The 25341-nt window shown below is 46.0% G+C and carries 23 protein-coding genes; 14 read left to right on the top strand and 9 right to left on the bottom strand.

Going from position 1 to position 25341, the window contains the following annotated elements; genetic code table 11:
- Nucleotides 1–42: 42 nt before the first annotated feature.
- The 5 genes from hisB to hisIE are packed head-to-tail and all read left to right on the top strand — an operon-like array spanning nucleotide 43 to nucleotide 3892.
- Entirely contained in the window at nucleotides 43–1116 is a 1074-nt protein-coding gene (hisB, locus tag RJD38_RS01045; RefSeq protein WP_009384864.1) for a bifunctional histidinol-phosphatase/imidazoleglycerol-phosphate dehydratase HisB, read from the top strand.
- A gap of 9 nt (nucleotides 1117–1125) precedes the next feature.
- Entirely contained in the window at nucleotides 1126–1740 is a 615-nt protein-coding gene (hisH, locus tag RJD38_RS01040; protein ID WP_005599585.1) for an imidazole glycerol phosphate synthase subunit HisH, read from the top strand.
- A 12-nt stretch (nucleotides 1741–1752) separates the two neighbouring features.
- Nucleotides 1753–2490: a 1-(5-phosphoribosyl)-5-[(5-phosphoribosylamino)methylideneamino]imidazole-4-carboxamide isomerase gene (hisA, locus tag RJD38_RS01035; RefSeq protein WP_005599587.1), complete on the top strand. Its 738-nt coding sequence runs from the start codon at nucleotides 1753–1755 to the stop codon at nucleotides 2488–2490.
- Complete coding sequence (gene hisF, locus RJD38_RS01030) at nucleotides 2472–3260, top strand: imidazole glycerol phosphate synthase subunit HisF (protein ID WP_009384865.1); 789 nt, start codon at nucleotides 2472–2474, stop codon at nucleotides 3258–3260. Before hisA ends, hisF begins: the two co-directional genes overlap by 19 nt.
- Nucleotides 3257–3892 (top strand): bifunctional phosphoribosyl-AMP cyclohydrolase/phosphoribosyl-ATP diphosphatase HisIE, encoded by a 636-nt coding sequence (hisIE, locus tag RJD38_RS01025; protein ID WP_065430581.1) that lies wholly within the window; start codon nucleotides 3257–3259, stop codon nucleotides 3890–3892. The genes hisF and hisIE overlap by 4 nt, the downstream gene beginning before the upstream one ends.
- Nucleotides 3893–4096: 204 nt before the next feature.
- Here hisIE and RJD38_RS01020 read toward each other — a convergent pair whose 3' ends face one another.
- Nucleotides 4097–5302, bottom strand: coding sequence for a putative manganese transporter (locus RJD38_RS01020; RefSeq protein WP_005599591.1), 1206 nt, complete (start codon nucleotides 5300–5302; stop codon nucleotides 4097–4099).
- 235 nt (nucleotides 5303–5537) lie between these two features.
- On the opposite strand from RJD38_RS01020, the gene RJD38_RS01015 reads away from it, so the two are divergent.
- Entirely contained in the window at nucleotides 5538–6443 is a 906-nt protein-coding gene (locus tag RJD38_RS01015; RefSeq protein ID WP_005599593.1) for a manganese-dependent inorganic pyrophosphatase, read from the top strand.
- Nucleotides 6444–6569: 126 nt separating this feature from the next.
- Here the strand turns inward: RJD38_RS01015 and RJD38_RS01010 are convergent, their stop codons facing one another.
- The 6 genes from RJD38_RS01010 to pspF form a co-directional block, all read right to left on the bottom strand.
- Nucleotides 6570–7355 (bottom strand): ATP-binding cassette domain-containing protein, encoded by a 786-nt coding sequence (locus tag RJD38_RS01010; RefSeq protein ID WP_005599595.1) that lies wholly within the window; start codon nucleotides 7353–7355, stop codon nucleotides 6570–6572.
- A complete protein-coding gene (locus RJD38_RS01005; RefSeq protein WP_065430580.1) occupies nucleotides 7352–8347 on the bottom strand; it encodes an oligopeptide/dipeptide ABC transporter ATP-binding protein in 996 nt (331 codons plus the stop codon). The genes RJD38_RS01010 and RJD38_RS01005 overlap by 4 nt, the downstream gene beginning before the upstream one ends.
- The gene (gene sapC / locus RJD38_RS01000; protein ID WP_005599599.1) at nucleotides 8347–9234 is read right to left on the bottom strand and encodes a putrescine export ABC transporter permease SapC; all 888 of its coding nucleotides are present in this window, start codon (nucleotides 9232–9234) and stop codon (nucleotides 8347–8349) included. Before sapC ends, RJD38_RS01005 begins: the two co-directional genes overlap by 1 nt.
- Nucleotides 9221–10183: an ABC transporter permease gene (locus RJD38_RS00995; RefSeq protein ID WP_005599601.1), complete on the bottom strand. Its 963-nt coding sequence runs from the start codon at nucleotides 10181–10183 to the stop codon at nucleotides 9221–9223. The genes sapC and RJD38_RS00995 overlap by 14 nt, the downstream gene beginning before the upstream one ends.
- On the bottom strand, nucleotides 10184–11803 hold the full coding sequence (locus RJD38_RS00990; RefSeq protein WP_065430579.1) for an ABC transporter substrate-binding protein: 1620 nt from the start codon (nucleotides 11801–11803) through the stop codon (nucleotides 10184–10186).
- Between the two features lie 193 nt (nucleotides 11804–11996).
- Complete coding sequence (gene pspF, locus RJD38_RS00985; protein WP_005599604.1) at nucleotides 11997–12998, bottom strand: phage shock protein operon transcriptional activator; 1002 nt, start codon at nucleotides 12996–12998, stop codon at nucleotides 11997–11999.
- Between the two features lie 238 nt (nucleotides 12999–13236).
- Here pspF and pspA point away from each other — a divergent pair, with 238 nt between their 5' ends.
- The 7 genes from pspA (at nucleotide 13237) to RJD38_RS00950 (ending at nucleotide 20638) form a co-directional block, all read left to right on the top strand.
- Nucleotides 13237–13905: a phage shock protein PspA gene (gene pspA, locus RJD38_RS00980; protein WP_009384874.1), complete on the top strand. Its 669-nt coding sequence runs from the start codon at nucleotides 13237–13239 to the stop codon at nucleotides 13903–13905.
- An 84-nt stretch (nucleotides 13906–13989) separates the two neighbouring features.
- Nucleotides 13990–14223, top strand: coding sequence for an envelope stress response membrane protein PspB (pspB, locus tag RJD38_RS00975; protein ID WP_005599608.1), 234 nt, complete (start codon nucleotides 13990–13992; stop codon nucleotides 14221–14223).
- On the top strand, nucleotides 14186–14602 hold the full coding sequence (gene pspC / locus RJD38_RS00970) for an envelope stress response membrane protein PspC (RefSeq protein WP_197497783.1): 417 nt from the start codon (nucleotides 14186–14188) through the stop codon (nucleotides 14600–14602). The genes pspB and pspC overlap by 38 nt, the downstream gene beginning before the upstream one ends.
- 199 nt (nucleotides 14603–14801) lie before the next feature.
- A complete protein-coding gene (locus RJD38_RS00965) occupies nucleotides 14802–15833 on the top strand; it encodes an efflux RND transporter periplasmic adaptor subunit (RefSeq protein ID WP_009384875.1) in 1032 nt (343 codons plus the stop codon).
- Nucleotide 15834: 1 nt separating this feature from the next.
- Nucleotides 15835–16920: an efflux RND transporter periplasmic adaptor subunit gene (locus RJD38_RS00960; protein ID WP_065430577.1), complete on the top strand. Its 1086-nt coding sequence runs from the start codon at nucleotides 15835–15837 to the stop codon at nucleotides 16918–16920.
- Nucleotides 16913–20011 (top strand): efflux RND transporter permease subunit, encoded by a 3099-nt coding sequence (locus tag RJD38_RS00955; protein WP_065430576.1) that lies wholly within the window; start codon nucleotides 16913–16915, stop codon nucleotides 20009–20011. The genes RJD38_RS00960 and RJD38_RS00955 overlap by 8 nt, the downstream gene beginning before the upstream one ends.
- A 51-nt stretch (nucleotides 20012–20062) precedes the next feature.
- On the top strand, nucleotides 20063–20638 hold the full coding sequence (locus tag RJD38_RS00950; protein WP_065430575.1) for a DNA-3-methyladenine glycosylase I: 576 nt from the start codon (nucleotides 20063–20065) through the stop codon (nucleotides 20636–20638).
- Nucleotides 20639–20749: 111 nt separating this feature from the next.
- Here the strand turns inward: RJD38_RS00950 and RJD38_RS00945 are convergent, their stop codons facing one another.
- Together RJD38_RS00945 and cls are read right to left on the bottom strand one after the other, a co-directional pair.
- On the bottom strand, nucleotides 20750–21955 hold the full coding sequence (locus tag RJD38_RS00945; protein WP_065545193.1) for a cystathionine beta-lyase: 1206 nt from the start codon (nucleotides 21953–21955) through the stop codon (nucleotides 20750–20752).
- Between the two features lie 146 nt (nucleotides 21956–22101).
- Nucleotides 22102–23556, bottom strand: a complete 1455-nt coding sequence (cls, locus tag RJD38_RS00940) for a cardiolipin synthase (RefSeq protein WP_005599621.1) — start codon at nucleotides 23554–23556, stop codon at nucleotides 22102–22104.
- Between the two features lie 389 nt (nucleotides 23557–23945).
- On the opposite strand from cls, the gene RJD38_RS00935 reads away from it, so the two are divergent.
- On the top strand, nucleotides 23946–25289 hold the full coding sequence (locus tag RJD38_RS00935) for a sodium-dependent transporter (protein ID WP_065430574.1): 1344 nt from the start codon (nucleotides 23946–23948) through the stop codon (nucleotides 25287–25289).
- Nucleotides 25290–25341: the final 52 nt, after the last annotated feature.

Genomic DNA, 25341 nt, shown 5'->3' with positions numbered 1-25341 from the left:
TTGTTTAATTAAGAGGGTAAAAATAGAAATAAGGATGTTCGAGTGAGCAAGCAGCAAAAAATACTCTTTATTGACCGTGATGGCACCTTAATTGTTGAGCCGCCGGTTGATTTTCAGGTTGACCGTTTAGATAAGTTAAAGCTGGAGCCGTATGTCATCCCAAGCTTGTTAGCGTTGCAAGATGCTGGTTACCGCTTAGTGATGGTGACCAATCAAGATGGTTTGGGGACGGATAGCTATCCACAGGCCGATTTTGACGCACCGCATGACATGATGATGGAGATTTTCGCATCGCAAGGCGTCAAGTTTGATGATGTATTGATTTGTCCGCACTTTGAAGAGCAAAATTGCTCTTGCCGTAAACCTAAGCTTGGTATGGTAAAAGAGTACCTGCAAAACGGTAAAGTCGACTTCCAACACTCGGTTGTGATCGGTGATCGTCAAACAGATCTTCAGTTAGCTGAAAACATGGCAATTCAAGGTATCCAATACCACCCGCAAACTATGAATTGGCCGCAAATTCTCAAAGATCTCACCGTTAAGGCGCGTGTGGCGGAAGTGATTCGCACCACCAAAGAAACCGACATCAAAGTGTTTGTTAATTTGGATGAACAGGGCGGCAATGAGATATCGACGGGGTTGGGCTTCTTTGATCACATGCTCGATCAAATAGCGACGCATGGCGGTTTCCAAATGAAGTGTACCGTGGAAGGGGATCTCCACATTGATGATCACCATACCATTGAAGATACCGCTTTGGCTCTTGGCCAAGCGCTAAAAGATGCCCTTGGTGACAAGCGCGGCATTGGCCGCTTTGGTTTTAGCTTGCCGATGGATGAATGTTTGGCCCAGTGTGCTTTGGACCTTTCAGGCCGCCCGTACCTTAAATTTGATGCCAAGTTTAGCCGCGAACAAGTTGGTGATTTATCGACTGAAATGGTGGTGCACTTCTTCCGCTCATTGACGGATACGTTAGCGTGTACTTTGCACCTATCATCGACGGGTGATAACGATCACCACATTATCGAAAGCTTATTTAAAGCGTTTGGCCGTACGTTACGCCAAGCAATTAAAGTGGAAGGTAACGAGTTGCCAAGCAGCAAAGGCGTATTGTAAGGAGTGGTCATGAGCGAGCAGAAAGTCGTCATTATCGATACCGGCTGTGCCAATGTTTCTTCGGTAAAATTCGCCATTGAACGCTTGGGTTTTGCGGTGGAAATATCGAAAGATCCCCAAGTGGTTCTGAGTGCTGACAAGCTATTTCTTCCCGGTGTCGGTACGGCCAGTGAAGCGATGAAAAACTTGCAAGAGCGTGATTTGATCAGCTTGGTTAAGCAAGTAGAAAAACCGCTATTAGGTATTTGTCTTGGTATGCAGTTACTTGGCAAATCATCACAAGAGAAGGGCCAAAAGGCAGACCAACAGGTTGAGTGCTTGGGTTTGTGTGAGGGTGAAGTAAAACGGATGGAAACGGGGCATTTGCCGCTTCCTCACATGGGATGGAATACCGTCAAATCAGTGCCTGAACATCCATTGTTTAAGGGGATTGAAGAGGGCGAGTATTTCTACTTTGTGCATAGCTTTGCCATGCCAGTTGGAGAGTACACTATTGCGGAATGTGATTATGGCAATCCATTTACTGCCGCAGTACAAAGTGGCAACTATTACGGCGTGCAATTTCACCCAGAACGTTCGAGTAAAGCGGGCTCAAAGCTTATTGAAAACTTCTTAAACTTATAAAGGGAATTATTTGTGATCATTCCAGCATTAGATTTAATTGAAGGACAAGTGGTTCGCCTTTATCAAGGGGACTACGGTCAAGTAACCGAATACAAAGTCGATCCAGCAGAGCAATTTAACCTCTACCATCAAGCCGGCGCAAATTGGCTGCATTTAGTGGATTTGACTGGCGCAAAAGATACCACCGCGCGTCAGTTGGATTTAATTGCCAAGCTGCTTGCCAGCACACCTGCGTCTATTCAAATTGGTGGTGGCGTGCGTAGCGAGCAAGATGTGGTTGATTTACTTGAAGCGGGTGCGCAGCGTGTGGTGGTGGGATCTACCGCGGTAAAACAACCAGAACTTGTTAAAGGTTGGATGGAAAAGTACGGCGCAGAAAAGATCGTTTTAGCATTGGATATTAATATCGATGCTGATGGTACGCGTAAAGTGGCGATTTCAGGCTGGCAAGAAGACTCTGGTGTGACGATTGAAGCGCTGATTAACGACTACCTTACGGTTGGCCTAAAGCACGTACTGTGTACCGATATCTCACGTGACGGCACATTGGCGGGCTCGAACGTTGAGCTATACATCGATTTGTGTCAGCAATACCCACAAGTGCAATTTCAATCTTCGGGCGGTATTGGCAGCCTAGATGATATTGCTGCCTTGAAAGGCTCGGGTGTAGCGGGTGTGATAGTTGGTCGCGCCTTGCTTGATGGCAAATTTACCGCAGAGGAGGCATTTGCATGCTGGCAAAGCGAATAATTCCTTGTCTTGATGTGCGTGATGGTCAGGTGGTTAAGGGCGTACAGTTTCGTAACCACGAAATCATTGGTGACATCGTGCCACTGGCACAGCGTTATGCTGAAGAAGGCGCTGATGAGTTGGTGTTTTATGACATTACGGCATCAAGCGATGGTCGTGTGGTCGATAAAAGCTGGGTGAAACGTGTTGCCGAAGTGATTGATATTCCATTTTGTGTCGCTGGTGGTATTAAGTCGGCTGAAGATGCGGCGCGTATTTTAGAGTTTGGTGCGGATAAGGTTTCCATTAATTCTCCTGCGCTGGCTAACCCACAATTGATTACTGATTTAGCCGATAAATTTGGTGTGCAGTGTATCGTGGTAGGCATCGACTCTTATTACGATAAAGAGACGGGACAATATCAGGTCTACCAATTTACGGGTGATGAAGCTCGTACCAAAGCAACACAGTGGCAAACCCGTGATTGGGTGCAAGAAGTGCAAAAGCGTGGCGCGGGTGAAATCGTATTGAATATGATGAACCAAGATGGCGTGCGCAACGGCTATGATATCGAGCAGCTTAATATGGTACGTGAAGTGTGCCATGTGCCACTGATCGCTTCAGGTGGCGCAGGTGCGATGGAGCACTTTGCTGAAGCGTTTGATAAAGCCAATGTCGATGGCGCACTTGCTGCATCGGTGTTCCATAAACAAGTGATTAATATTGGTGAGTTGAAGCAGTACTTGATTCGTCAAGGTGTCGAAGCTAGGCCAGTAGAGGTGAAATTATGAGTTTTCAAACAAGCGATGTGAGCGCCCTGATTGAGCGTATCGATTGGCAAAAAGTCGATGGCTTGGTCCCAGTGATTGTACAAGATTTTCTTTCTAGCCAAGTGTTGATGATGGGTTACATGAATCAAGATGCGCTGGTGACGACAGGTGAAACGGGCCATGTGACTTTTTTCTCACGTACTAAACAGCGCCTATGGACCAAGGGTGAGAGCTCTGGCAACGTACTAAAACTGGTTAATGCTGCGTTAGATTGTGACAACGATACATTATTGGTTAAAGTGACTCCGGTTGGGCCAACGTGTCATACCGGAACAACGACATGTTGGGATGGCGATAAGCAAGAAGAGTCGCAGCTGGTGTGGCTTCATCAACTTGAACAGCTTTTGGCTGATCGTAAAAATGCCGATCCTGATTCGTCTTACACCGCCAGCCTCTACGCTCGTGGCACCAAACGTATTTCGCAGAAAGTGGGCGAAGAAGGCGTTGAAGTCGCGCTTGCGGCAACGTCGGGTGACAAGGCGGAATTAGTGTGTGAATCCGCGGATTTGATTTACCACCTGTTTGTGCTGTTACAAGATCAAGGCTTGTCATTTAACGATGTGATTAACAAGCTTAAAGAGCGTCATCAATAAATCGCTCTAGTATAAAATAAAGGGTTGCCTATCCTAGGTAACCCTTTATTCTCGCTTCTCGCTTCTCGCTTCTCGCTTCTCGCTTCTCGCTTCTCGCTTCTCGCTTCTCGCTTCTCGCTTCTCGCTTCTCGCTTCTCGCTTCTCGCTTCTCGCTTCTCGCTTCTCGCTTCTCGCTTCTCGCTTCTCGCTTCTCGCTTCTCGCTTTTACATCTCAAACAAGAAATAGAACCCATAGCCGACGATTAAGGCTGGAATGGCTGAGTAAAATGTTGCCACCAGCGCAGCCTTCGGGGCAAGAGCAATGGCAGGGAAGAGCGCATCACCGTCATTCGATATCGAATTGGCTAATTGCGCCGAGAGCGGTGCAGCGCCAGAAATATATAAACTGGTGACTAAAATTTGTGGACCACAACCGGGCAACAAGCCTACGGCGAGTCCCATAAGAGGCATATAAGCTCCCCAGCCAGAAAATACGCTTGGTAAATCAATATGACCAAAATAGGTGGTCAGCTCAAACGCCATAAAAGCCACAATCACCCATGCAGTCACAAAGTTGGTGTCTTGCGCCGCTTTTTGTAAAGGATGTGAAGAGACGCATTTTGTATCTTCAGACACGGTTGACTCATAGTCTTCAATTTCTTTGGTCATCGCCCACAGCAGCATACTGACGATGATCAGTACCGTACCGATCCATTCAATGCTCATTTCAGGTAGGTGCAATAATTGATTGATATCCACTTGGAATGAGCCTAAACCTGCGATGATAGTCGCCGGCACAATCAGCCATTTCCAAAACGTACCTTGCAGGTTGATGGCCTTTTCTTCCAATTGCGTTGGTACTGAATTCGCTTTGCATGCCCTAGCTTGAAAAGCTTCTTTTAATTCCGGTCTTAGAAAATCATCTTTATGAATAGCATTGACCGCCCAACCAGATAAGCAGCCAACGATGACGCCCATGGCGACGACGGCTAATCCCACATCGGGTTTGCTGGCGAGCAATAAAAAGGCTGCGTCACCCATGGTCGCGGTTAGTACCGCCACGATGGCGCCGAACCCGACACGGCCACTGACGAATTGCGTCGTAACAATGATCGCACCACCACATCCAGGCAGTGCGCCAAGAAGGGCTGCAAACGCAACTTGATGACTGCGAGACTTGTTGTAGAGCGAAATGAGCTTACTTTCTTTATTCATAAATAAAGAAGCGTAGTGGTAAATGGCTAAAGTGAAGGCAACGTAACTGGAGACGGCCCAAAAGGCATCAGAAAGCGTGTTTACGGTTACATTACGGGTGATATCCGTTGCGACCAATGCGATAAGAATGACCGGTAATATTAGACGTTTGTAAGCTAATTTAAATTGTCCTAACGACAGCCAGTTAGGTAGCGATGAAATAGATATAGGATTCATACAAGGCGCTCAATAAAAATGATTCTCATTCTTAATATATGCAAATGAGAATTATTTGCAACAAAATGTTTATATTGAAGCTTCTTTTTGATTGCCATCCGCTGAAAGCGATGACAAATGATAAAAATCAGGTAAAGTATCGACTTTCGTAAGTAAAGTGCCTAAATCACACTAAAAGCGTGAAAACCACGATGTAAAACGTGGAGGTACGAAATAAGACTTAATAGGAAGAGCAATGATTTTAGTTGTAGGTCACAAGAACCCTGATAGTGATAGTATCTGTAGTGCAATCGTAGCGACTGAGCTACTGACAGCACGTGGCGTTGAAGCGATGCCAATTCGCCAAGGCGAAATCAACCGCGAAACTCAACACATCCTAGATGTAGCGGGTGCCGTTTCTCCAGAGCTACGTACAAGCGTTGCTGGTGAACAAATTTGGCTAGTAGATTACTCAGATCTTGCACAAGCTCCAGACGATGTGGCTGACGCTGAAATTCTTGGTATTGTCGATCACCACCGTCTAGGTGATGTGATGACCGTAAACCCAATGGAAGCTTGGATCTGGCCTGTAGGCTGTACTAACACAGTACTGTTCAACATGTTCAAGATTGAAGGTCACGAAATCAAGCCTCAAATCGCTAAACTAATGATGTCAGCAATCCTATCTGACACCGTTGGCTTTGCATCACCAACTTGTACGCAAAAAGATAAAGATGCAGTTGCAGAACTTGCTCAAATCGCAGACGTACAAGATGTTGACGCATTCATCAAAGATCTATTGATCGCAAAAACGAACATCGAAGGTCTATCGGCTGCTGAGCTAGTAGAGAAAGATCTGAAAGGTTACCCTTTCAACGGTCGTGATGTTGTTGTAGGTCAAGTTGAGCTAGCAACGCTAGAGCAAGTTGCAGAGATGATCGAAGCATTAGAAGCCGATCTAGAGCGTCGTTGTATCGAAGAAAACCTAGCATTTGCAGCAGTAATGCTTACTGACATCACAACAGCACAAACTCGTCTGCTACATAAAGGTGAGTGGTCTGAAAAACTTCTAAAACATGAAGTTGAAGGCATGCTAATGATGGAAAACACGCTAAGCCGTAAGAAACAAGGCTGGCCTTGGCTACAAACTGAGCTAGTGTAAGCTATCGACCCTGTCGTCACTGAATGACAGCGTAGAAATAAAAAAACCATCCGAGTGGATGGTTTTTTTTCGTCTGTAATACGGTGTTTTTTGTTTTTAGGTGAGTTGCTAGCGCTTGGTCACTCTTTATTTAAAGCAAGGTGCTTTATTAAAGTGGCTTTCAATCAATCGCTGAGTAATCGGATGCTCTGGGCAACTAAGTACCTGTTGAGTATCACCTGCTTCAACGACTTCACCTTGGTGCATCACCATCACCTTATCGGTAATGTGCTTCACAATACCGATATGCTGCGATACATAGACAAATGAAACGCCCATCTCTTCTTGCAGTTCGAGGAACAGGTTAATGATCTGCGAACGCATCGCCATATCGAGACCGTTGAGCGCTTCATCGGCGACGATAATGGAGGGTTGCAGGATAAGCGCTCGCGCGAGACAGACACGCTGCTTTTGACCTGTCGCTAGCATTTGTGGGTAAAAATAGGCATGTTCAGGCAGCAGGCCAACGCGCAGTAAAGTATCTTTAACGCGTTTAATACGCGCTTCCTGTGGCATGCTGGTATTTCGTTTCAATGGACCTTCAAGGATACGACCAATTTGAATACGTGGATTCAACGAGGTATTTGGGTCTTGGAAGATCATACGGATCAGCTTACAGCGCGTAGAATAATCTTTATGCTCCAACAAATCGCCGTTAACGCGAATTTCACCTGACGTTGGTTCAACCATACCGGCAAGCATGCGTGCTAGGGTTGACTTACCAGAACCATTTTGACCAATAAAGCCAATCGTCTGTCCAGCTTCTAGTGTGAAGTTAACCGGTTTAACCGCGTGCTGCTCTTTACGACCAAACAAGCCAGAACGAGTCTTAAAGGTTTTCGACAAGCCTGTCACTTCTAACAGAGCACTCATGATTTCTTCTCCATATTAAGCGGGAAGTGACACGCATATTTATGGTTTTTAACCCGTTTAGCCGTTGGGATCTCGACGCATTGACGCTGAGCGTACGGGCAACGAGGGCCTAATCGACAACCAATCGGCAGATGCTGCAGCGGTGGAATACTGCCCGGCAACGACTGCAACTTCTCTTTATGTGGGATCCATTCAGCAAAGTCCGGCATCGCTTTTAGTAGTGCAACCGTGTATGGATGCTTGGGTTGGGCGAGGATTTTGTCGGTATCTGCCGACTCAACTGATTGGCCGCAGTACATGACGGTAATGCGTGTCGCCCATTGAGTAATGGTCGTTAAGTCGTGACCGATTAGCATGATACTGGTGTTGTGCACCTGATTCATACGACTTAACAAACGCAAAATCTGCGACTGAGTGATGGGATCTAAGTCGTTAGTGGGTTCATCAGCAATCAGCAGTTTAGGCTTAGCGGCGATTGCCATCGCAATCATGACTTTTTGGCATTCACCGTCGGTCAGTTCATACGGATAGCTGCTCATGATCTGTTTGTGATCTTTGATGCCAACTTTGTGCAGCAAAGCGACGGCTTGTTTTTTACGCCAAGTCAGTCGTTGCCACCATTTGCCTTCAAACGCGCGATGAGGGATCGATTCTAATAGCTGTTTGCCCACTTCTTCAGAAGGGTCTAAACAAGTCGATGGTTCTTGGAAAATCATTGCAATATCGCGCGCAATGACGCGGCGTCTCTCGCGTGGAGTCAATTGCAATAGGTCGATGTTACCTAAACGCATTCGGTCGGCAGTGACTTTCCAGTTATCTTTACATACGCCGACGATCGCTTTGGCGACCAAGCTTTTTCCTGAGCCTGATTCACCTACTAGACCACGAATTTCACCTTCGTTCATGGTCAAACTCATGCGATCAACCGCTTTCACCAATCCTTGTGGCGTTTCAATCTCAATGGTTAAGTGTCGAATATCTAATAACGGCATTATTCGATTCCCGCGTTAAGAGCTTGGCGTACACCTTCACCGACTAAGTTAACCATCACGACAGTAAACATGATAGCAAGTCCGGGTAGTGTCACGGTCCAGGGAGCTAAATAGATCAATTCGACAGAATCACCTAGCATCGCGCCCCATTCAACGCTCGGTGCTTGCGCGCCAAGGCCGAGAAAGCCAAGTGCAGTGATGTCGAGAATCGCAATCGACAAAGCAAGCGTCGCTTCGCTAGCAATCACGACTAATACGTTTGGCAAGATTGAGTTCCACAATAAGTAGAAGTCATTCGCCCCATCAAGACGGGCAGCCATCACGTAGTCTTTTTCAACTTCGTTGTGCACCGCGATGTAGACCGAACGAATGAAACGAGGGATCAGCGCAAGGCAGATCGCTAACAAAATGTTGAACTCACCAAAGCCTAAGAAGGCGACGAAAATAATCGCTAGCAGTAATGACGGAATCGACATGACAGTATCGAGTAGGTGGTTCAGGGTACTTGAAAGTAACCCTTTGGTCATGCCTGCCAAAATACCGATAGCACAACCAATCGCAGCGGCGATTGCGGTGATCAATACTGCGGCGCCAAAGGTCAGTTGAGTTCCGGCAATCAGACGCGAGAGGATATCTCGGCCCAAATCATCAGTGCCAAGAAAGTACTCTACGGTGCCAGCTGGGCTCCAAGAAGGGGGGAGAAGCAGTTCACTGGTTTGCGCTTGTGGATCATGAGGTGCGAGCCATGGCGAAAGTAGCGTGATTAAGACGATAAGAATTAAGCACCAAAGGCCAAACATAGCCAAACTATTGGCTTTGTAGCTGCGCCAAAAACGCTCGAATTGAGTCGGAATGCGCTCTTCTTGATAGATATTATCGGTTAGCATACCATTCCTTCCTAATTAACGGATTGATCATCGCACCGATCAAGTCTGACAAAATGTTGGCCGTTAATACCAAGGTGGCCACCACGATTACCCCTGCTTGTATCGCGACATAATCTTGGTTTGACAATGCATCAAGTAGCCAGCGGCCAATGCCCGGCCAGTTAAAGATCGATTCGGTGATGATCGTAAGAGTCAACATACTGGCTAACTGCACGCCAATTTTGGGAATAATCGGTGGAATCGCGTTACGCAGTACATGCTGGGTGACGATTTCGTGATTCGCTAAACCTTTAATTCTCGCCACGCGAATGTAGTTTTTGCTCATCACTTCTGCCACTGAGGTACGCATCAAACCGATAACTTGCGTGGTTGGGGCGAGCGCCAGCACCAAACACGGTAAGATCAGATGGTCAATGACGCTTTGCAGTGCATGAGCACGGTAAGGCCCTTCCGTTAGGAAGGCATCAATGAGAGCAAAACCCGTAATGTGATCAATTTGGTAGAGCAAGTCATAACGGCCTGCAACGGGAAAGATTTGATAGTTGAGCGAGAATATCATGATCATCATTAACGCAACCCAAAACAGCGGTGCAGAAGATCCTGACATAGAGGTAAATGAAATCACCGTATCTAGCCACTTACCCTGTTTCATCCCGGCGATCGTACCAATAGGAATACCGACCAGAAGTGAGATGGTAAAGGCGATGATGCACAGCTCAAGTGTCGCCGGAAAAACAGCGCGAAGTTCATCAATGATCGGCACGCCGGCTTTGTTGACGCCAAAGTTAAGGTGTGAAAGTTCACCAAGATAGGTCGTCCAACCACTCCAGTACTCTTGCAGAGCCCACGGCGAGGTTGGATCGAGACGTAATAGGCTATAACCGATAATCGTTAAGATCAGCAAGGTGATGAAAAATAGATTTAGTCGGCGGATGGTATAGATCAACATCTATTTTATCCTCTCAATACTATCAAAAGGCTGAGCGTGAAATGGACTCGCTTTAAAGCCGGTCAACGAATTATCATGAGCTTGGAATTGCATGCCATGGTTCAATGGAATCACCGGAAACTCTTCATTCAAAATATTTTGCGCTTGCTTGTACAAGTTAAGGCGATAGCGCGGCTTATCAACTTCCAGTGCGAGATCGAGCAAGAAGTCAAAATCAGGGTCACACCAACTGGCAACGTTTAAGCCAGCTCGCTTTGAGTCGCAAGAGAGTAATGGACGCAAAAAGTTGTCAGGATCACCCGTGTTAGCAATCCAACCCGTTAGATATAGGTCCATATCGTCGATGTTTTTCACTTCAGAACGGTCGAGGCGATCATCCATAAACAGATTCAATGTTATGCCAATTTCAGCCAAGTTCGCTTGAATTAACTCGGCCGTTTTACGTGGACTTGGGTTGTATGAACGTGGCTCCAGAGGCACTGACATATTTAAGGTCAATCCTTTGCTGTAGCCTGCGTCATGTAACAGCGCAATAGCATAATTGCGATCATAACGCACTTGAATGCTGTCGCCGTTATAAGCCCACGAACTTGGTGGTAATACCGAATATGCTTGGCTACCGGTGCCGTAATAAACCGAATCTAAGATATTTTGGCGATTGATCGCGTAGTTGAGAGCCTTACGCACACGTGAATCACTCAAGGCTTTATGCGCTGTATTGACGGCAATAAACGAAATGTTCATGGCGGGATCAGCGGTAAGCGTTATCGCATCGTGATTTTCGATAGTTGGAATTTGGCTGGAACGAGGGGCGGTAAGTACATCGCATTCATTGCGCAGCAATTTGGCTAGCGTCCCTGTTCCGCGATGAGAAATATCGAACACCACTTGTTGCATTTTTGCTTGCCCCGCCCAGTATTGCGAGTGGCGTTTTAGGCGAACCAAATCATTGATCTGGTAATCATCCAGATAGAAAGGCCCTGTGCCTACCGGATGGCTATCAATCATTGAAAGGTCGTCACTCAATAGTAATTGATTGGCATACTCTTTTGAGTGGATGACCGCATGACTGGTCGCAATATTTGATAGGAAAGTATTATTAGGGCGTGCAAGGGTAAATTTAACCGTCAACTCGTCCAGAGCTTGGACATCGACTAACAAATTTTGCAAATCAATACCGGTAAACCAAGGGTAAAGCCCACCGCCAACGTAATGGAATGGATGGTTGGTATCGATAATACGCTCAAAGCTAAACACGACATCATCAGCGGTTAAAGTGCGCGAAGGGGTGAACCATGAAGTCGTTTGAAACGCGACATTCGGCTTAAGCGTGAATATGTACTCGGTGCCTTCTTCGTTTACTTGCCAACTTTCAGCCAAACTTGCGACCGGTTGGTAAGTGTTGGCATCAAGTGTTAATAAGGTATCGAAAAGCTGAGAGCTTAATGTTTCTGACGTAATGCCACTGTCCACCAATTGTGGGTTAAATGTGGTTGGGCCGGCTTGACCACAAAACACAAAACCGTTTTGGCGTATTTTTTCGTGACTGATTTCTTCCCCACATCCGGCTAATAAGCCAGCGGCGACAAAGCTCAGGGTCAGTTGTATGAATGCTTTCATATAATTTTGGCTTTTAAAGCACAACGGAACTCCCCATTATGCCCGATTCAAGACTCCATTGACTACTAATTGTTGATGACAAACGGTTTTTCAACCTGATTTGATCAATCAACTCGACTGTTATTAGTTTATACCGATACCGTCAATATAGAAGCCCCCTCGATGGAACTCCTGTCTAATCGATGTTTGGCCGCTAATCTTCGCGTGTTAGGTCGTACTTTCTTACCATGCCACGTAATTGATGGTAGCTAAGGCCTAATAGTTCGGCCGCTTTGCGTTGATTGAACTTGCTTTGTTCAAGTGCGGCATTGAGTAGTTGTTGATCTTGCTGCTCTTGCCACGCTTTGTAATCGAGAGGAAATTGAAAACCGATTGGGGCTGCGGTGTCGCTCGTTTGCGTGACAGTCTCTTTGTTGGTTTCGGTTTCATTTGGCCGCTGAAAGGGATCAAACACCAATGTGTCAATCATAAACTCGGATTCGCCATGTTGATAAATCGCTCGTTCAACGACGTTCTTAAGTTCGCGAACATTGCCCGGCCAAGGGTAGTTAAGTAGACTCTGTTGTGCCTGTTCACTAAACCCAACAAAATAGTCGAAACCGAGTTCACGGCACATCTTGATGGCGTAATACTGCGCCAACAACAAAATGTCTTCCTGACGTTCACGTAGCGAAGGTAGGTGGATGACATCAAACGCGAGACGATCAAGTAAATCCGGGCGGAAGCTACCTTGATCGGCCATCGCTGGTAGATCAGCGTTGGTGGCACACACCAACCGTACATTCGCATTGCGTAATTCATGGCCGCCAACACGTTCATATTGACCATATTCAATTACGCGCAACAGCTTCTCTTGCACTAACAAAGGTGCAGTGGCTAATTCATCAAGAAATAGAGTGCCATTTTCTGCTCTCTCAAAGCGACCTTTATGGCGGCCTTTTGACCCTGTGAATGATCCTGACTCGTGGCCAAACAGTTCCGAATCAATTAAACCTTCGCTCAGTGTTGAACAGTTGAGGGAGATTAAAGGCTGATCCCAACGTTTTGATAGGTAGTGCAGGCGTTGGGCAATTAATTCTTTGCCGGTGCCTCGTTCACCAATGATAAGAACAGGACGCTCAATTGCGGCAAGTTTTGATACTTTATCAAGGACAGCGAGAAAAGCAGGGGACTCGCCGATGAGGTTCTGATTCATAGTTCACCTAAAGCTAGCGTAGTGGAGCAACCAATGGATTTACCAGTCCTGTTTAAGAGTCAGTAAGCCGATTGGTAAATTTTACCTATAGTTGGTTAAAATTGTCATGCATACAAGTCTTGTTTACGACGAGTTTTTGTAAGTGTTTGTTTTTGCTTTTAATTAAAGTTGGCATGCGATTTGATATAGGTAATGGTAAGTAAGCTACGCAGATATGAACATTGATAAGGAGTCATTCATGGGTATTTTCTCTCGTTTTGCCGACATCGTAAATTCAAACATCAGTTCGCTTTTAGACAAAGCGGAAGATCCAGAAAAAATGATCCGCCTCATCATTCAAGAAATGGAAGACACGTTAGTTGAGGTTCGTACTAATTCTGCTAAAGCGATTGCGGATAAGAAAGAGTTAGCACGCAAAGTAGAAGCGATTGATGATCAAGTGCAAGATTGGCAACAAAAAGCCACGTTGGCACTGACAAAACAACGCGACGACTTGGCTCGTGCTGCATTGATTGAAAAGCAAAAACTGCAAGACGTTTTGAAAGGTTTGCACACAGAGCAAACGCTGGTGGAAGAGACCATTAATAAATTGACGGGCGAAATCGGTAAACTAGAAAGTAAAATTACCGAAACACGCGCTAAGCAACAAGCGTTGGCTATTCGCAGTCAAACGGCTTCAAACCGCCGTGATGTTCAGCGTCATTTGCATACCGCTCGTACTCATGAGGCGATGGCAAAGTTTGATCAATATTCACGTAAAATCGATGAGTTAGAAGCCGAAGCGGATATTTACGCGAAAACCGGCCAAGGTAAATCGCTTGATCAAGAGTTTGCAGAACTGCAAGCGCAAGACGAAATCGAACAAGAGCTGGCGAAACTTAAACAGCAAATGGAAGAGAAAAAGTAATCAGCGCATTTGCTACTTTGCTAGACGGAAAATAACTAGATGGCAGGTTAACAGCCTGCCTAATGACTAATTTAGGAGTGACTTATGTCTTCGTTTTGGATCGCATTACCACTGGTCGTTTTTATGATCTTTGTGGCTCCAATATGGCTGATTCTCCATTATCGCAGTAAGCGAAAAACCAGCAGTGGTTTATCGCAAGAAGATTACCAGCGTTTAGAAAAGTTGTCAGAGCGTGCAGAATCGATGCAAAAACGCGTCGACACTCTTGAACGCATTTTAGATGCGGAGTCGCCAACGTGGAGGCGCCGTTATGAGTAAAGAACTTTATCGCGACACGCGCAATGGTAAATTGAGCGGTGTGTGTGCAGGTCTTGCTCACTATATCGGTGCAGAAGTATGGTTGGTGAGGATTTTATTCATTTCAGCCGCTTTGCTGGGAGGCTCTTTCTTAGTGCTATTGGCCTATGTCGCGCTTAGCTTTATGCTGGAAAAGCAGCCTGATAATTATGTTGAGAGCTTGAAGAGTCAGCAAGAGCACAAGCTGAAAAATAAGCCGTGGCAAGCAGGTCAATCTCCGGAGCAGCTACTTAACACACTGGAGAAAGACTTTGAACAGTTGGAGGGTAAAGTGCGTGGTATAGAAGCCTACGTGACGTCTGATACGTTTAAAGTTAACCGAGAGTTTAGCAAGTTATAATCACCACAGAAAACGGTTATAGCGCAAGTGATTGACAGCGTTGAGGGGTGTTCATCACCTCTCAAACTGTTCATTTTATTAATGAATCATCCATGGGAAAAGTGCCACGCAAAGTGGCAGAGTATGCAACGGTCATCTATCTTTGGTTTAAGGCTTTGTTTGCCAGCAATTTGTTAGCCAGCATTAGGGATGATTGATTATGCACAAGACCTGTCTTCTACTCGCCATGGCTATCATGCTTTATGGCTGCGGTAAAGATCTCCCCCCCGTTCCTGAACCCGACTCGCGTCCCGCAAAACTCTTTTCTGTTACTGTTGGTAATTCGGCCTTTGTACGCACTTTTCCTGCTACGTCAGAAGCGGGCGATAGGGCGGTATTGGCCTTTAGGGTACCCGGCCAACTGCAAATGATTGATGTGGTTGCAGGTCAGGCGGTGGCAAAAGGTGATGTACTTGCTTCACTAAATCCAGATGAATATGAACTGCTTGCTCAGCAAGCTCAAGCGCAGTTTCGTTTAGCAGATGTGCAGTATCAGCGCTACAGAAAACTGCGCCAGAATAAAGTGGTCTCCGAGCAAGATTTTGATCAAGCCAAAGCCAATCGCAACTCAGCGCGTGCCACTTTAGATCAAGCGAAAGCGAACCTCAGATACACCCAGTTAATTGCGCCTTATCATGGCACTATCTCACTGATCCCCGGTGAAAACTACGAGTACATTGCCGCGAAACAAGGGGTGATGAATATTCAAACCAATCAATTGATCAAGGTATTCTTCCAACTGCCCGATCATCTCCTCAACCGTTTTTCAAGCGGTGCTGATCCTGAAGCAAATATGATATTTGATGCGTTTCCTGATAGTCAGTACCCGCTTACGTTTCAAGAAATAGATACTGAGGCCGATCCTAAAACGGGTTCATATAAAGTCACTATGGTGATGGAGCGCCCGGCCAATGTTGGCATTTTACCCGGCATGTCAGGGGCGGTTCAGGTGGTTGCCGCTTCATCGACCGCAACTCGTATTCCCGCGTCTGCGTTATTTCAAGAGAACGGCAATACCTGCGTATGGCGTGTAAAAGCCGATGGGATTGTTGAGAAAGTCTCGGTAGAACTTAATGACCGTCAACAAGTTGTTTCGGGCTTAGAAGATGGCGATCAAATTGTGATTTCCGGCGTTAGTGGTATTCAAGCGGGCATCAAAGTTCGTGAGTGGGTGAAAGAACGGGGATTATAAAATGAAAACTACAGTGATTTTATCCACAATAACCGTCGTACTTGCCATGGTTGGCTGTGGGGAAAAAGTGGAGTACGCCGATTTTGGTTTGCCTAAGGTTACGGTGGTCACGATTGATAGCGCCTCTCAAGGAGACAGCCTCTATTTTCCCGCTGTGGCAAATGCCGCCGAGCGCTCTCATTTGAGTTTTCGTGTCTCTGGTGAAATCAACAAGCTCTACGTTAAAGAAGGCGACAAAGTTGAGCAAGGCGCGATGATTGCCCAACTTGAACCGACCGATTTTCAACTTGATGTGGATAATGCCTCTGCGCGCTATTCGGTAATCAACAGCCAGTATCGTCGCTCAAAGCCATTAGTTGATAAGGGGCTGCTGGCTAAGTCACAATTTGATGAAATTGCTGCACAGCGCCAAATTGCGTGGGCTGAATTGCAACTAGCACAGCTACGTTTGTCCTTTACACAATTAAAAGCTCCAGTGGATGGCATCATATCGCGCGTGTCAGTCGATCAGTTTGAAAATGTGCAAGTGGGGCAGCAAATCGTCAATATTCACAGTCTTGATGATGTGGAGGTTTTGATTCAACTACCAGACCGCATCTATGTTAATCAGCCACAGCAAGATAATTTGGCGCGTATAGACGCCATCGTCAAAGTACAAAGTGGTAAAGAATATCACGCCACCATCAAAGAATTCACCACTGAGCCAGATCCAAAGACAGGCACATTCAATGTTACGCTTTCACTGCCAATGCCCGAAGATGAATATATCTTGGATGGCATGGCAGTTGAAGTGACCTCTATGAGTGAACAAGTTGGCTTGGACTTAAAGCGTGGAGTTCAAATTCCGATTGAAGCGATCTTTAACGCTGATGGTGATGATTTGGCACCAAGTAACAAGTTCGTCTGGGTGTTAAACGACGACAGTACGGTGACTAAGCAAAAAATAACGGTAGGAAAAGCGAGTCAGAAAACGATTCAAGTGCTGGCTGGATTGCAAGCTAAGCAAAGAGTGGTGGTAGCAGGCGTAGCGAAGCTTCGAGATGGTATGAAAGTCGAGGTCATTAGCAAGGAGGCTGATAATGAGTAATACCTCAAACACACCGCAAGATGATAGTGAAATCACAGGCGTAGCGGCTTACTTTATTCGAAATCGTGTGATTAGCTGGATGATTGCCCTAATTTTCTTAATTGGTGGCGTGGCTTCATTTTTCGGTTTAGGCCGCTTAGAAGATCCTGCTTTCACCATCAAAGATGCCATGGTGGTGACCTCTTATCCGGGGGCAACACCGCAGCAAGTGGAAGAAGAGGTGACCTATCCGCTAGAGAAAGCGATTCAACAACTGACGTATGTCGATGAAATTAACTCCATCTCAAGTCGTGGCTTATCACAAATTACCGTGACGATGAAAAACAACTATGGGCCTGATGATCTGCCGCAAATTTGGGATGAATTACGTCGCAAAGTTAACGATCTAAAAGGGACATTACCTCCGGGGGTGAATGATCCTCAAGTGATTGATGACTTTGGCGATGTGTACGGTATTTTGCTTGCGGTCACTGGTGAAGGATATAGCTATAAAGAGCTGTTGGACTATGTTGACTATTTGCGGCGAGAACTGGAATTGATTGATGGTGTCAGCAAGGTCTCAGTCTCAGGCGAGCAGCAAGAACAAGTCTTTATTGAAATATCGATGAAACGTTTGAGCAGTCTTGGTCTTGCCCCCAATACCGTCTTCGACTTACTTTCCACTCAAAACATCGTCTCTTCAGCGGGAGCGGTGCGGATCAGCGATGAGTATATCCGTATTCATCCCACTGGCGAGTTTGAAAATGTCGACCAACTTGGCGATTTGATCATTACCGAAAGTGGTGCGCAAGGGTTGATTTATTTACGCGATGTCGCGGATATCACCCGCGGGTATATTGAAGTTCCGAGCAATATTATTACATTTAATGGTCGATTAGCGCTCAATGTTGGGGTCTCTTTTGCTCAAGGTGTCAACGTCGTCGAAGTTGGCGAGCGGTTTGATCGCAGACTGGCGGAGCTGAAGTATCAACAACCAGTCGGGGTGGGGATTTCTGAAATCTACAGCCAACCGAAAGAAGTTGATAAATCGGTACAAGGCTTTGTGGTGAGTTTGGGGCAAGCCGTTGCGATTGTGATCATTGTGCTGTTGTTCTTTATGGGACTGCGATCAGGTTTGCTGATTGGTTTGATCTTACTGCTGACGGTTCTGGGGACCTTCATTTTTATGAAGTATTTCCAAATCGATTTACAACGTATTTCTTTAGGTGCATTAGTGATTGCGCTTGGGATGCTGGTGGATAATGCCATCGTGGTGGTGGAAGGGATCTTAATTGGTACCCAGCGAGGGAGGACAAGACTACAAGCTGCAACCGATATTGTCACGCAAACCAAGTGGCCATTGCTCGGTGCGACAGTGATCGCGGTGACAGCGTTTGCCCCAATCGGCCTCTCGGAGGACTCAACGGGTGAATATTGTGGCACTTTATTTACGGTGTTATTGATCTCTTTGATGTTGAGTTGGTTCACCGCCATTTCCTTAACGCCATTTTTTGCTGATTTGTTCTTTAGAGGTATGAAAACGCCGCAAGGCGATGAAGAAAGTGACCCGTACAATGGGGTCATTTTTGTCGTTTACAAGAACTTTTTAGAGTTCTGTATGAAACGAGCTTGGCTCACCATTGTGGTTTTATTAATGGGTCTAGCGGGTAGCATTTATGGCTTTACGCATGTCAAGCAATCCTTCTTTCCTTCTTCAACAACGCCGATATTCCAAACGGATGTTTGGTTGCCCGAGGGGACGGATATTCGCGCCACCAATACCAAGCTAAAAGCGATGGAAGAGTGGTTGGTTAACCAAGAGGGGGTGAGTCACGTTACCACGACAGCAGGCAAGGGCTTACAACGTTTTATGCTGACTTATGCTCCGGAAAAAAGCTATGCCGCTTATGGTGAAATAACCACGCGAGTGGAGAACTATGAAATCCTCGCTGACTTGATGAGTCAGTTCCGAGAACACTTAGAAAATGGTTTCCCAGAAGTAAATTACAAGCTAAAGCAAATTGAACTTGGCCCTGGTGGTGGCGCAAAAATCGAAGCCCGCATTATCGGTTCCGATCCAACGGTATTACGCTCAATTGGTGCGCAAGTGGAAGAGATCATGCGCGCGGATGCGGGAGCGACCAATATTCGCCACGACTGGCGTGAAAGAACCAAGATCTTAGAGCCTTTGTTTAACGAAAGCCAAGCGCGACGTTACGGCATCACTAAATCCGATGTGGATGATTTTCTGGCGATGTCTTTCTCCGGTAAATCTGTTGGTATTTATCGTGATGGTACGACCTTGATGCCGATTGTTGCACGGTTACCGGAAGATGAGCGGGTCGACATTCGCAATATCGAAGGGATGAAAATTTGGAGTCCTGCGCTGAGTGAATACATTCCACTGCAGCAAGTCACCTTAGGCTATGATTTGCGTTGGGAAGACCCAATCATTGTGCGTAAGAATCGTAAACGTATGCTGACCATTATGGCCGATCCTGATTTGCTGGGTGAAGAGACTGCTGCGACACTGCAAAAACGAATTCAGCCATTGATTGAAGCGATTGAATTACCGCCGGGTTATAGCCTTGAGTGGGGCGGAGAATATGAATCTTCAGGTGAAGCTCAAGCATCACTATTTACAACTATGCCGATGGGTTACTTATTTATGTTCTTGATTACGGTGTTTTTGTTTAACACGGTTAAGGAACCTCTGATTGTGTGGTGTACGGTACCGTTAGCGATAATAGGGGTGACGGTTGGTCTGCTGGCACTCAATACACCGTTTGGTTTTATGGCATTACTTGGTTTCTTGAGCTTATCTGGCATGGTGCTGAAAAACGGTATTGTGCTATTAGATCAAATCAACATTGAGATCCAATCAGGCAAAGAGGCTTATATCGCGGTTGTTGACGCGGCGTTAAGTCGTGTTCGACCGGTATGTATGGCGGCCATCACGACCATTTTGGGCATGGTGCCATTGCTGCCGGACATTTTTTTCAAGCCGATGGCGGTAACAATTATGTTTGGTTTGGGTTTTGCTACCGTGCTCACGTTGATTGTGGTTCCGGTGCTTTATAGGCTCTTCCACCGTGTTGCTATTCCGAGTTAAGCTGAAGGGATATCTGAGTCGGTGAAGGCCGCAACATAATAAGAATCGATGATGGAACAAGAAACTTGCGCTTGGGCGCTAAAACATCCGTTAGAGCAGGCATATCATGATGCCGAATGGGGTGTACCAGTGTATGACGACAATACACTGTTCGAGTTTATTACTCTAGAAGGCGCGCAAGCGGGACTTAGTTGGATCACTATTCTCAAAAAACGAGAGGGTTACCGGCAAGCGTTTGAAGAGTATGATTTGACCAAATTGAGCCGCTATAGTGCCGAACAAATTGAGGCGAGAACGGAAGAGATCATTACCCAGTTTGATGTGGTCAAACATCGTGGAAAAATTAGGTCTGTATTTAGTAATGCACAAGCTGCACTTCGACTGGTTGAAGAATATGGTTCACTCTCAAATGCATTATGGCAATTTGTCGAGCATAAACCGATCATTAATCACTGGAAGACGATGTCAGAGGTGCCGACCTCGAGTGCTGAGTCTAAGGCGATGAGTCAATTTCTTAAAAAACGCGGCTTTAAGTTTGTTGGCGAAACGATTTGCTACGCTTTTCTGCAAGCGACGGGGATGGTTGATGATCATCTGCAAACCTGTCCCAAAAAGGCGCATTTGTAACACAATCACGCACTGAGGACATATCCCATCATTTGGTGCGAATGAGAAAGCCCGCGGTTTATACACGGGCTTTTTTAACCAAGTTATCGGTTAAAACAACGGATGAGCAGTTTAATAAGACGTCTCTTTTTCTAATATGAGTGCGTTGTAACGAGCGAAACCTTGCTCTAGGTCGGCGATGAGATCGTCAACATCTTCCAGCCCAATATGCAGTCGAACTAAGGTGCCGGTAAAGTTTGGATGCGCGACAGTGCGTAAACTATTAAAGCTCTTCGGTTCATTGGCTAGTATAAGACTCTCATACCCCCCCCATGAATACCCCATACTAAAGTGTTTCATACCGTCGAGTAATGCAGTAGTTGCTTTAGGGTAGCTGCTTTTTAATACCACAGAAAATAAGCCATTGCCGCCGGTAAAATCTCGTTGGAAAAATTCATGCCCTGGGCAGGTTGTAAGAGCGGGGTGACGTACATGGTCGACTTCAGGACGAGTTTGTAACCATTGAGCGACTTTTAAACTGTTTTCAGCATGCTGACGCAAGCGCACATCTAAGGTTCGAATACCTCGCAAGCCTAAGTAGGCATCGTCAGCGGATACGCATTGACCCATCAAGTAGCTCTGTTCGCGCAGTTGATCCCAGTGTTTTTCATTGGCGACCGCGGTGCCTAACATCACATCTGAATGGCCGACAATATATTTGGTGGCAGCTTGAATGGAGATGTCTACACCAAAATCAAATGGGGAAAAGTTAACCCCCGCCGCCCAAGTATTATCGAGCATGACCACAATCTCTTGTTCATGAGCAATGCGGGCCAGTGTCGGCACGTCTTGCACTTCCATAGTGATAGAGCCGGGAGACTCTAAAAACAGCACTTTCGTATTTGGTTGAATGAGTTCGCGTATCTCTTCGCCAATCGTTGGGTCGAAGTAGGTGGTTTCAATGCCCATTTTCTTCATGATCTTGTCGCAGAAATCACGCGTCGGTTCATAACAGGTATCGACCATCAAGATGTGATCGCCCGTTTCGACAAAAGCAAGTATGGCATTGGAAATCGCAGCGGTGCCGCAGGGGTAGAGAGCACAACCCGCGCCGCCTTCGACTTCAATCATAGCATCTTGCAGCGCAAAGTGAGTATTGGTACCACGACGACCATAGAACAGGGTTTTCTTTGCTCGATTAAGGATGGCGTGATTTTTCTCGGCAACGGTATCAAATACAACCGTTGACGCGCGTTGAACTGGGGGATTAACGACACCGTTGGTCCATTTTTTATCGCGACCAGCGGTGATGAATGTGGTTTTTTTTCCTTCTGACATAAGCAGTCCTTGTCCTAAATCGTGGGATTATTTACTGGGTATATTTAAAACATGCTCATAACGACAAAGCAAGGGTAGTCGGCATTATCATGCTGAATAGGCAAAAAAAGACCGAGCATAGCTCGGTCTGGGATGATGAAATTAAATCACAGTAACGGATTAAATAGATAGAAGGTGCGCTCCAAGAAGCGGAAATAGATTGAGCGCTGTCGCCACTCGTCTAAGGAGACTGTATGGGACTGCGCAATATAGCCCGCCTGAAGTTGATGCATTTTCTGCGTGAATTCTTGATCATCAATTGCGAGGGTCACTTCGAAATTGAGCCATAAGCTACGCATATCCATATTCACCGTGCCGACTAAGCAAAACTGCTCGTCGATCACGACCGATTTGGTATGCAACAGACCGCCATCAAATTCATAGATTTTTACACCCGCTTCCATTAGCTCACTGTAGAAAGCTCTTGATGCCCATTGCACCATCAGTGAATCATTCTTATGGGGAATGATTAACTCAACGTTAACGCCTCGCTGCGCCGTCATTTTTAATGTTTCGAGTAAATCAGAGCTTGGAACAAAATACGGTGTCGTGATGCGAACCGAATCATTGGCTTGGTTGATTGCCAACGTCAATACTTGATAAATTAAGTATTCAGGCATGCCAGGACCTGATGGTACGACTTGAATGGGGTGTTCTGAGCTACTCTTGTCAACATCACATTCAGGCATAAGTGGAAAACTACGCTCGCCCGTTTCGACCTCCCAATCCCAACTATGGATAGCAGAAAGCACATTTACCGTTGGCCCTGTCACTCGTACCATGATGTCAATCCACTGACCTACACCAGAATTCTGTTTAAAGAAGGCGGGATCGACCATGTTCATCGAACCGGTATAAGCGACTTTCTCATCAATCACGATGATCTTGCGATGTTGGCGTAAATCTAGACGACGCAGGAAAATCCGCCAAGGGCTCACAGCGAGTGCTTGTACGACGTGAATACCCGCTTGTTCCATCTTTGCCAGCCACTCGCTACGGAAAAAACGTGGGCTACCCGCTGAATCAAGTAACAGTTTGATCTCAACACCACGACGGGCAGCAGCAATTAAAGCGTTAGCGACTTCATCTGCCATTCCTCCTGGGTGCCATATATAAAAGACCATTCGGATGCTTGTTGTGGCTTGATTGATGTCGTCAATCACCGAACGCATGATCTCTTGTGGTGAACTTTGCAAAGACAATTCATTGCCGCTGAGGGCGGGTAGGCCAAGACGGTTATTACATAGCTCATCAATGCGAGAAATATGTCGACCGAAGTTTTCTGTTGAGTGTGCTTGGCAGTGACTTAATTTAGAGAACCATTCCACGAAAGGAGACAGCATTTCTCGAGCACGATCGGCCCGTTTACGGCCGAGGTTGAGTTCACCAAATAAGAAATAGCAGAGCACACCAACAATTGGGATGATGTAAATCACCATCAACCAAGCAAGTGAAACGCTGACAGCGCGGCGCTTGAGGACTACTCGCAAAGTGACACCGGCCACCAAAATCCAATACAACACGATACCTGCAAGCGTGACGTAGTGATAGAACTGTTCCATCGAGATTCCTAGATAAGGATGATTGCTTCAATCTTGGCCGATTTTGCGAGCTATAACAATAAAAGCCGAACGAAATTAGGTAATTAATGGTCAGAAACTAGGGTGGAGCACAAACCGCTTAACAAATAGGCGATACGTGTAATGAGTTGGAGTGAATTGTTATAAAATGTTAAACCTGGTCAAAAAGACAGCAAATGAAGGCTGATAATTGTGTGCTGAGTGGTAAATATCCCTATCGGGGTTTCAATTTTATTCTCAAACTGTTTTACTTGCCATACATCGTGCGACACTAAATTTTTAACGAAGTGTAAACATTGATTTACACCACCCTGTTTGACGCCTGCGATGACACACAACAATGCACACACAACAAAAAGCGGTAAACAATTATGGCAAGTAATTCAAGAGGCCATTTCTCTACGAAATTAGGTTTCATTATGGCGGCGGCAGGTTCTGCTGTTGGTCTTGGCAATGTATGGGGATTCCCAACGAAAGCTGCGAGCAATGGCGGCGCGGCATTTTTAGTCATCTATTTAGCGATGGTGTTTCTACTCGCATTTCCAATGCTAGTGGCTGAACTTACTATTGGTCGCTACGGCCAGTCTAATCCGATCGCTTCACTACGTAGCGTTTGGACCAAAAATCGTGCGGCTGCGAGCTTTTTTGGCGTAATAGCCATGATTGCCGCATCAATGATTTTGAGCTTCTATTCCATTCTTGCTGGTTGGTTAATGGGGTTTGCCGCAGCACCGGTATTAGAGATTGTCGGTTTACAAAGTGCCGCTGATTGGTTGGTGAACTTTGGCGATGCACGCAATGTCATTCTTACTGTTTTGTTCTCTCTTTTAACCATCTACGTGGTGCAAAAAGGGGTCGCTGATGGTATTGAAAAATGGTCAACTCGTTTAATGCCGATGCTCTTCGTGCTATTTGGTGTGATGATTATCTATATCCTGACGCAAGATGGAGCGATTGACGGGCTTAAAATGTATTTGATCCCGGATATTTCACATGTCACTCCGAGTTTACTTGTTGATTCGATGGGACAAGCGTTCTTTTCGCTGTCATTGGGTGTTGGGTCGATGATGGTGTACGGTTCATACCTTAAGAAAGATGTGAACATCCCTAAAACGGCAGCGCAAGTTGCTGCGATTGATACCGCTGTAGCATTTAGTGCCGGCTTATTGATTCTTCCTGCGATGTTTGTGGCCAAGAATAATGGGGTGGAAATTTTTAATGCAGCCGGTGAACTGATGAGCTCAGGTGACCTTGTTTTTGCTGTCTTACCTGCCATGTTCGATACCATGGGAAGTATGGGTTTTATTGTCGGCACGGGCTTTTTTGTCTTGATGGTGATAGCGGCGTTGACCTCTTCTATTTCATTGCTTGAAGTGCCAGTTTCTTGTGCTCAAGATGAACTGAATATGACACGGGGTAAAGCAACTTGGGCAATTGGTGGTGCGATCTTAGTGCTGAGTATTGTTATCGCACTTAACTTTGGTTCACTGTTTGGTTTGGTAGCGGATATTTCGACTGTCTACATGCAGCCGTTACTTGGTGTTATTTGGGCGATTGTGGTCGGGTGGATTTGGAATCGCAACAAATTACTTAATGAACTAAAAGAAGGAAACCCAGAGATCGCTCAAGGACTATTTTGGAAGATTTGGCCTTGGTATGTGCGTATTGTCTGTCCAGTTGCGATTATGGCTGTGTTCCTTTTTTCCATTTTGTAATGGTAACGCTGTGATTTAACTCGCATAAAGCCTCCTTATTCAGGAGGCTTTT

Origin of the sequence: Vibrio scophthalmi, from assembly GCF_040869025.1 — a bacterium.
GTDB classification, from domain to species: Bacteria; Pseudomonadota; Gammaproteobacteria; order Enterobacterales; family Vibrionaceae; genus Vibrio; species Vibrio scophthalmi.
Note: the sequence above shows the minus strand (reverse complement) of the source record. Positions and strands in the feature narration are given on the sequence as shown.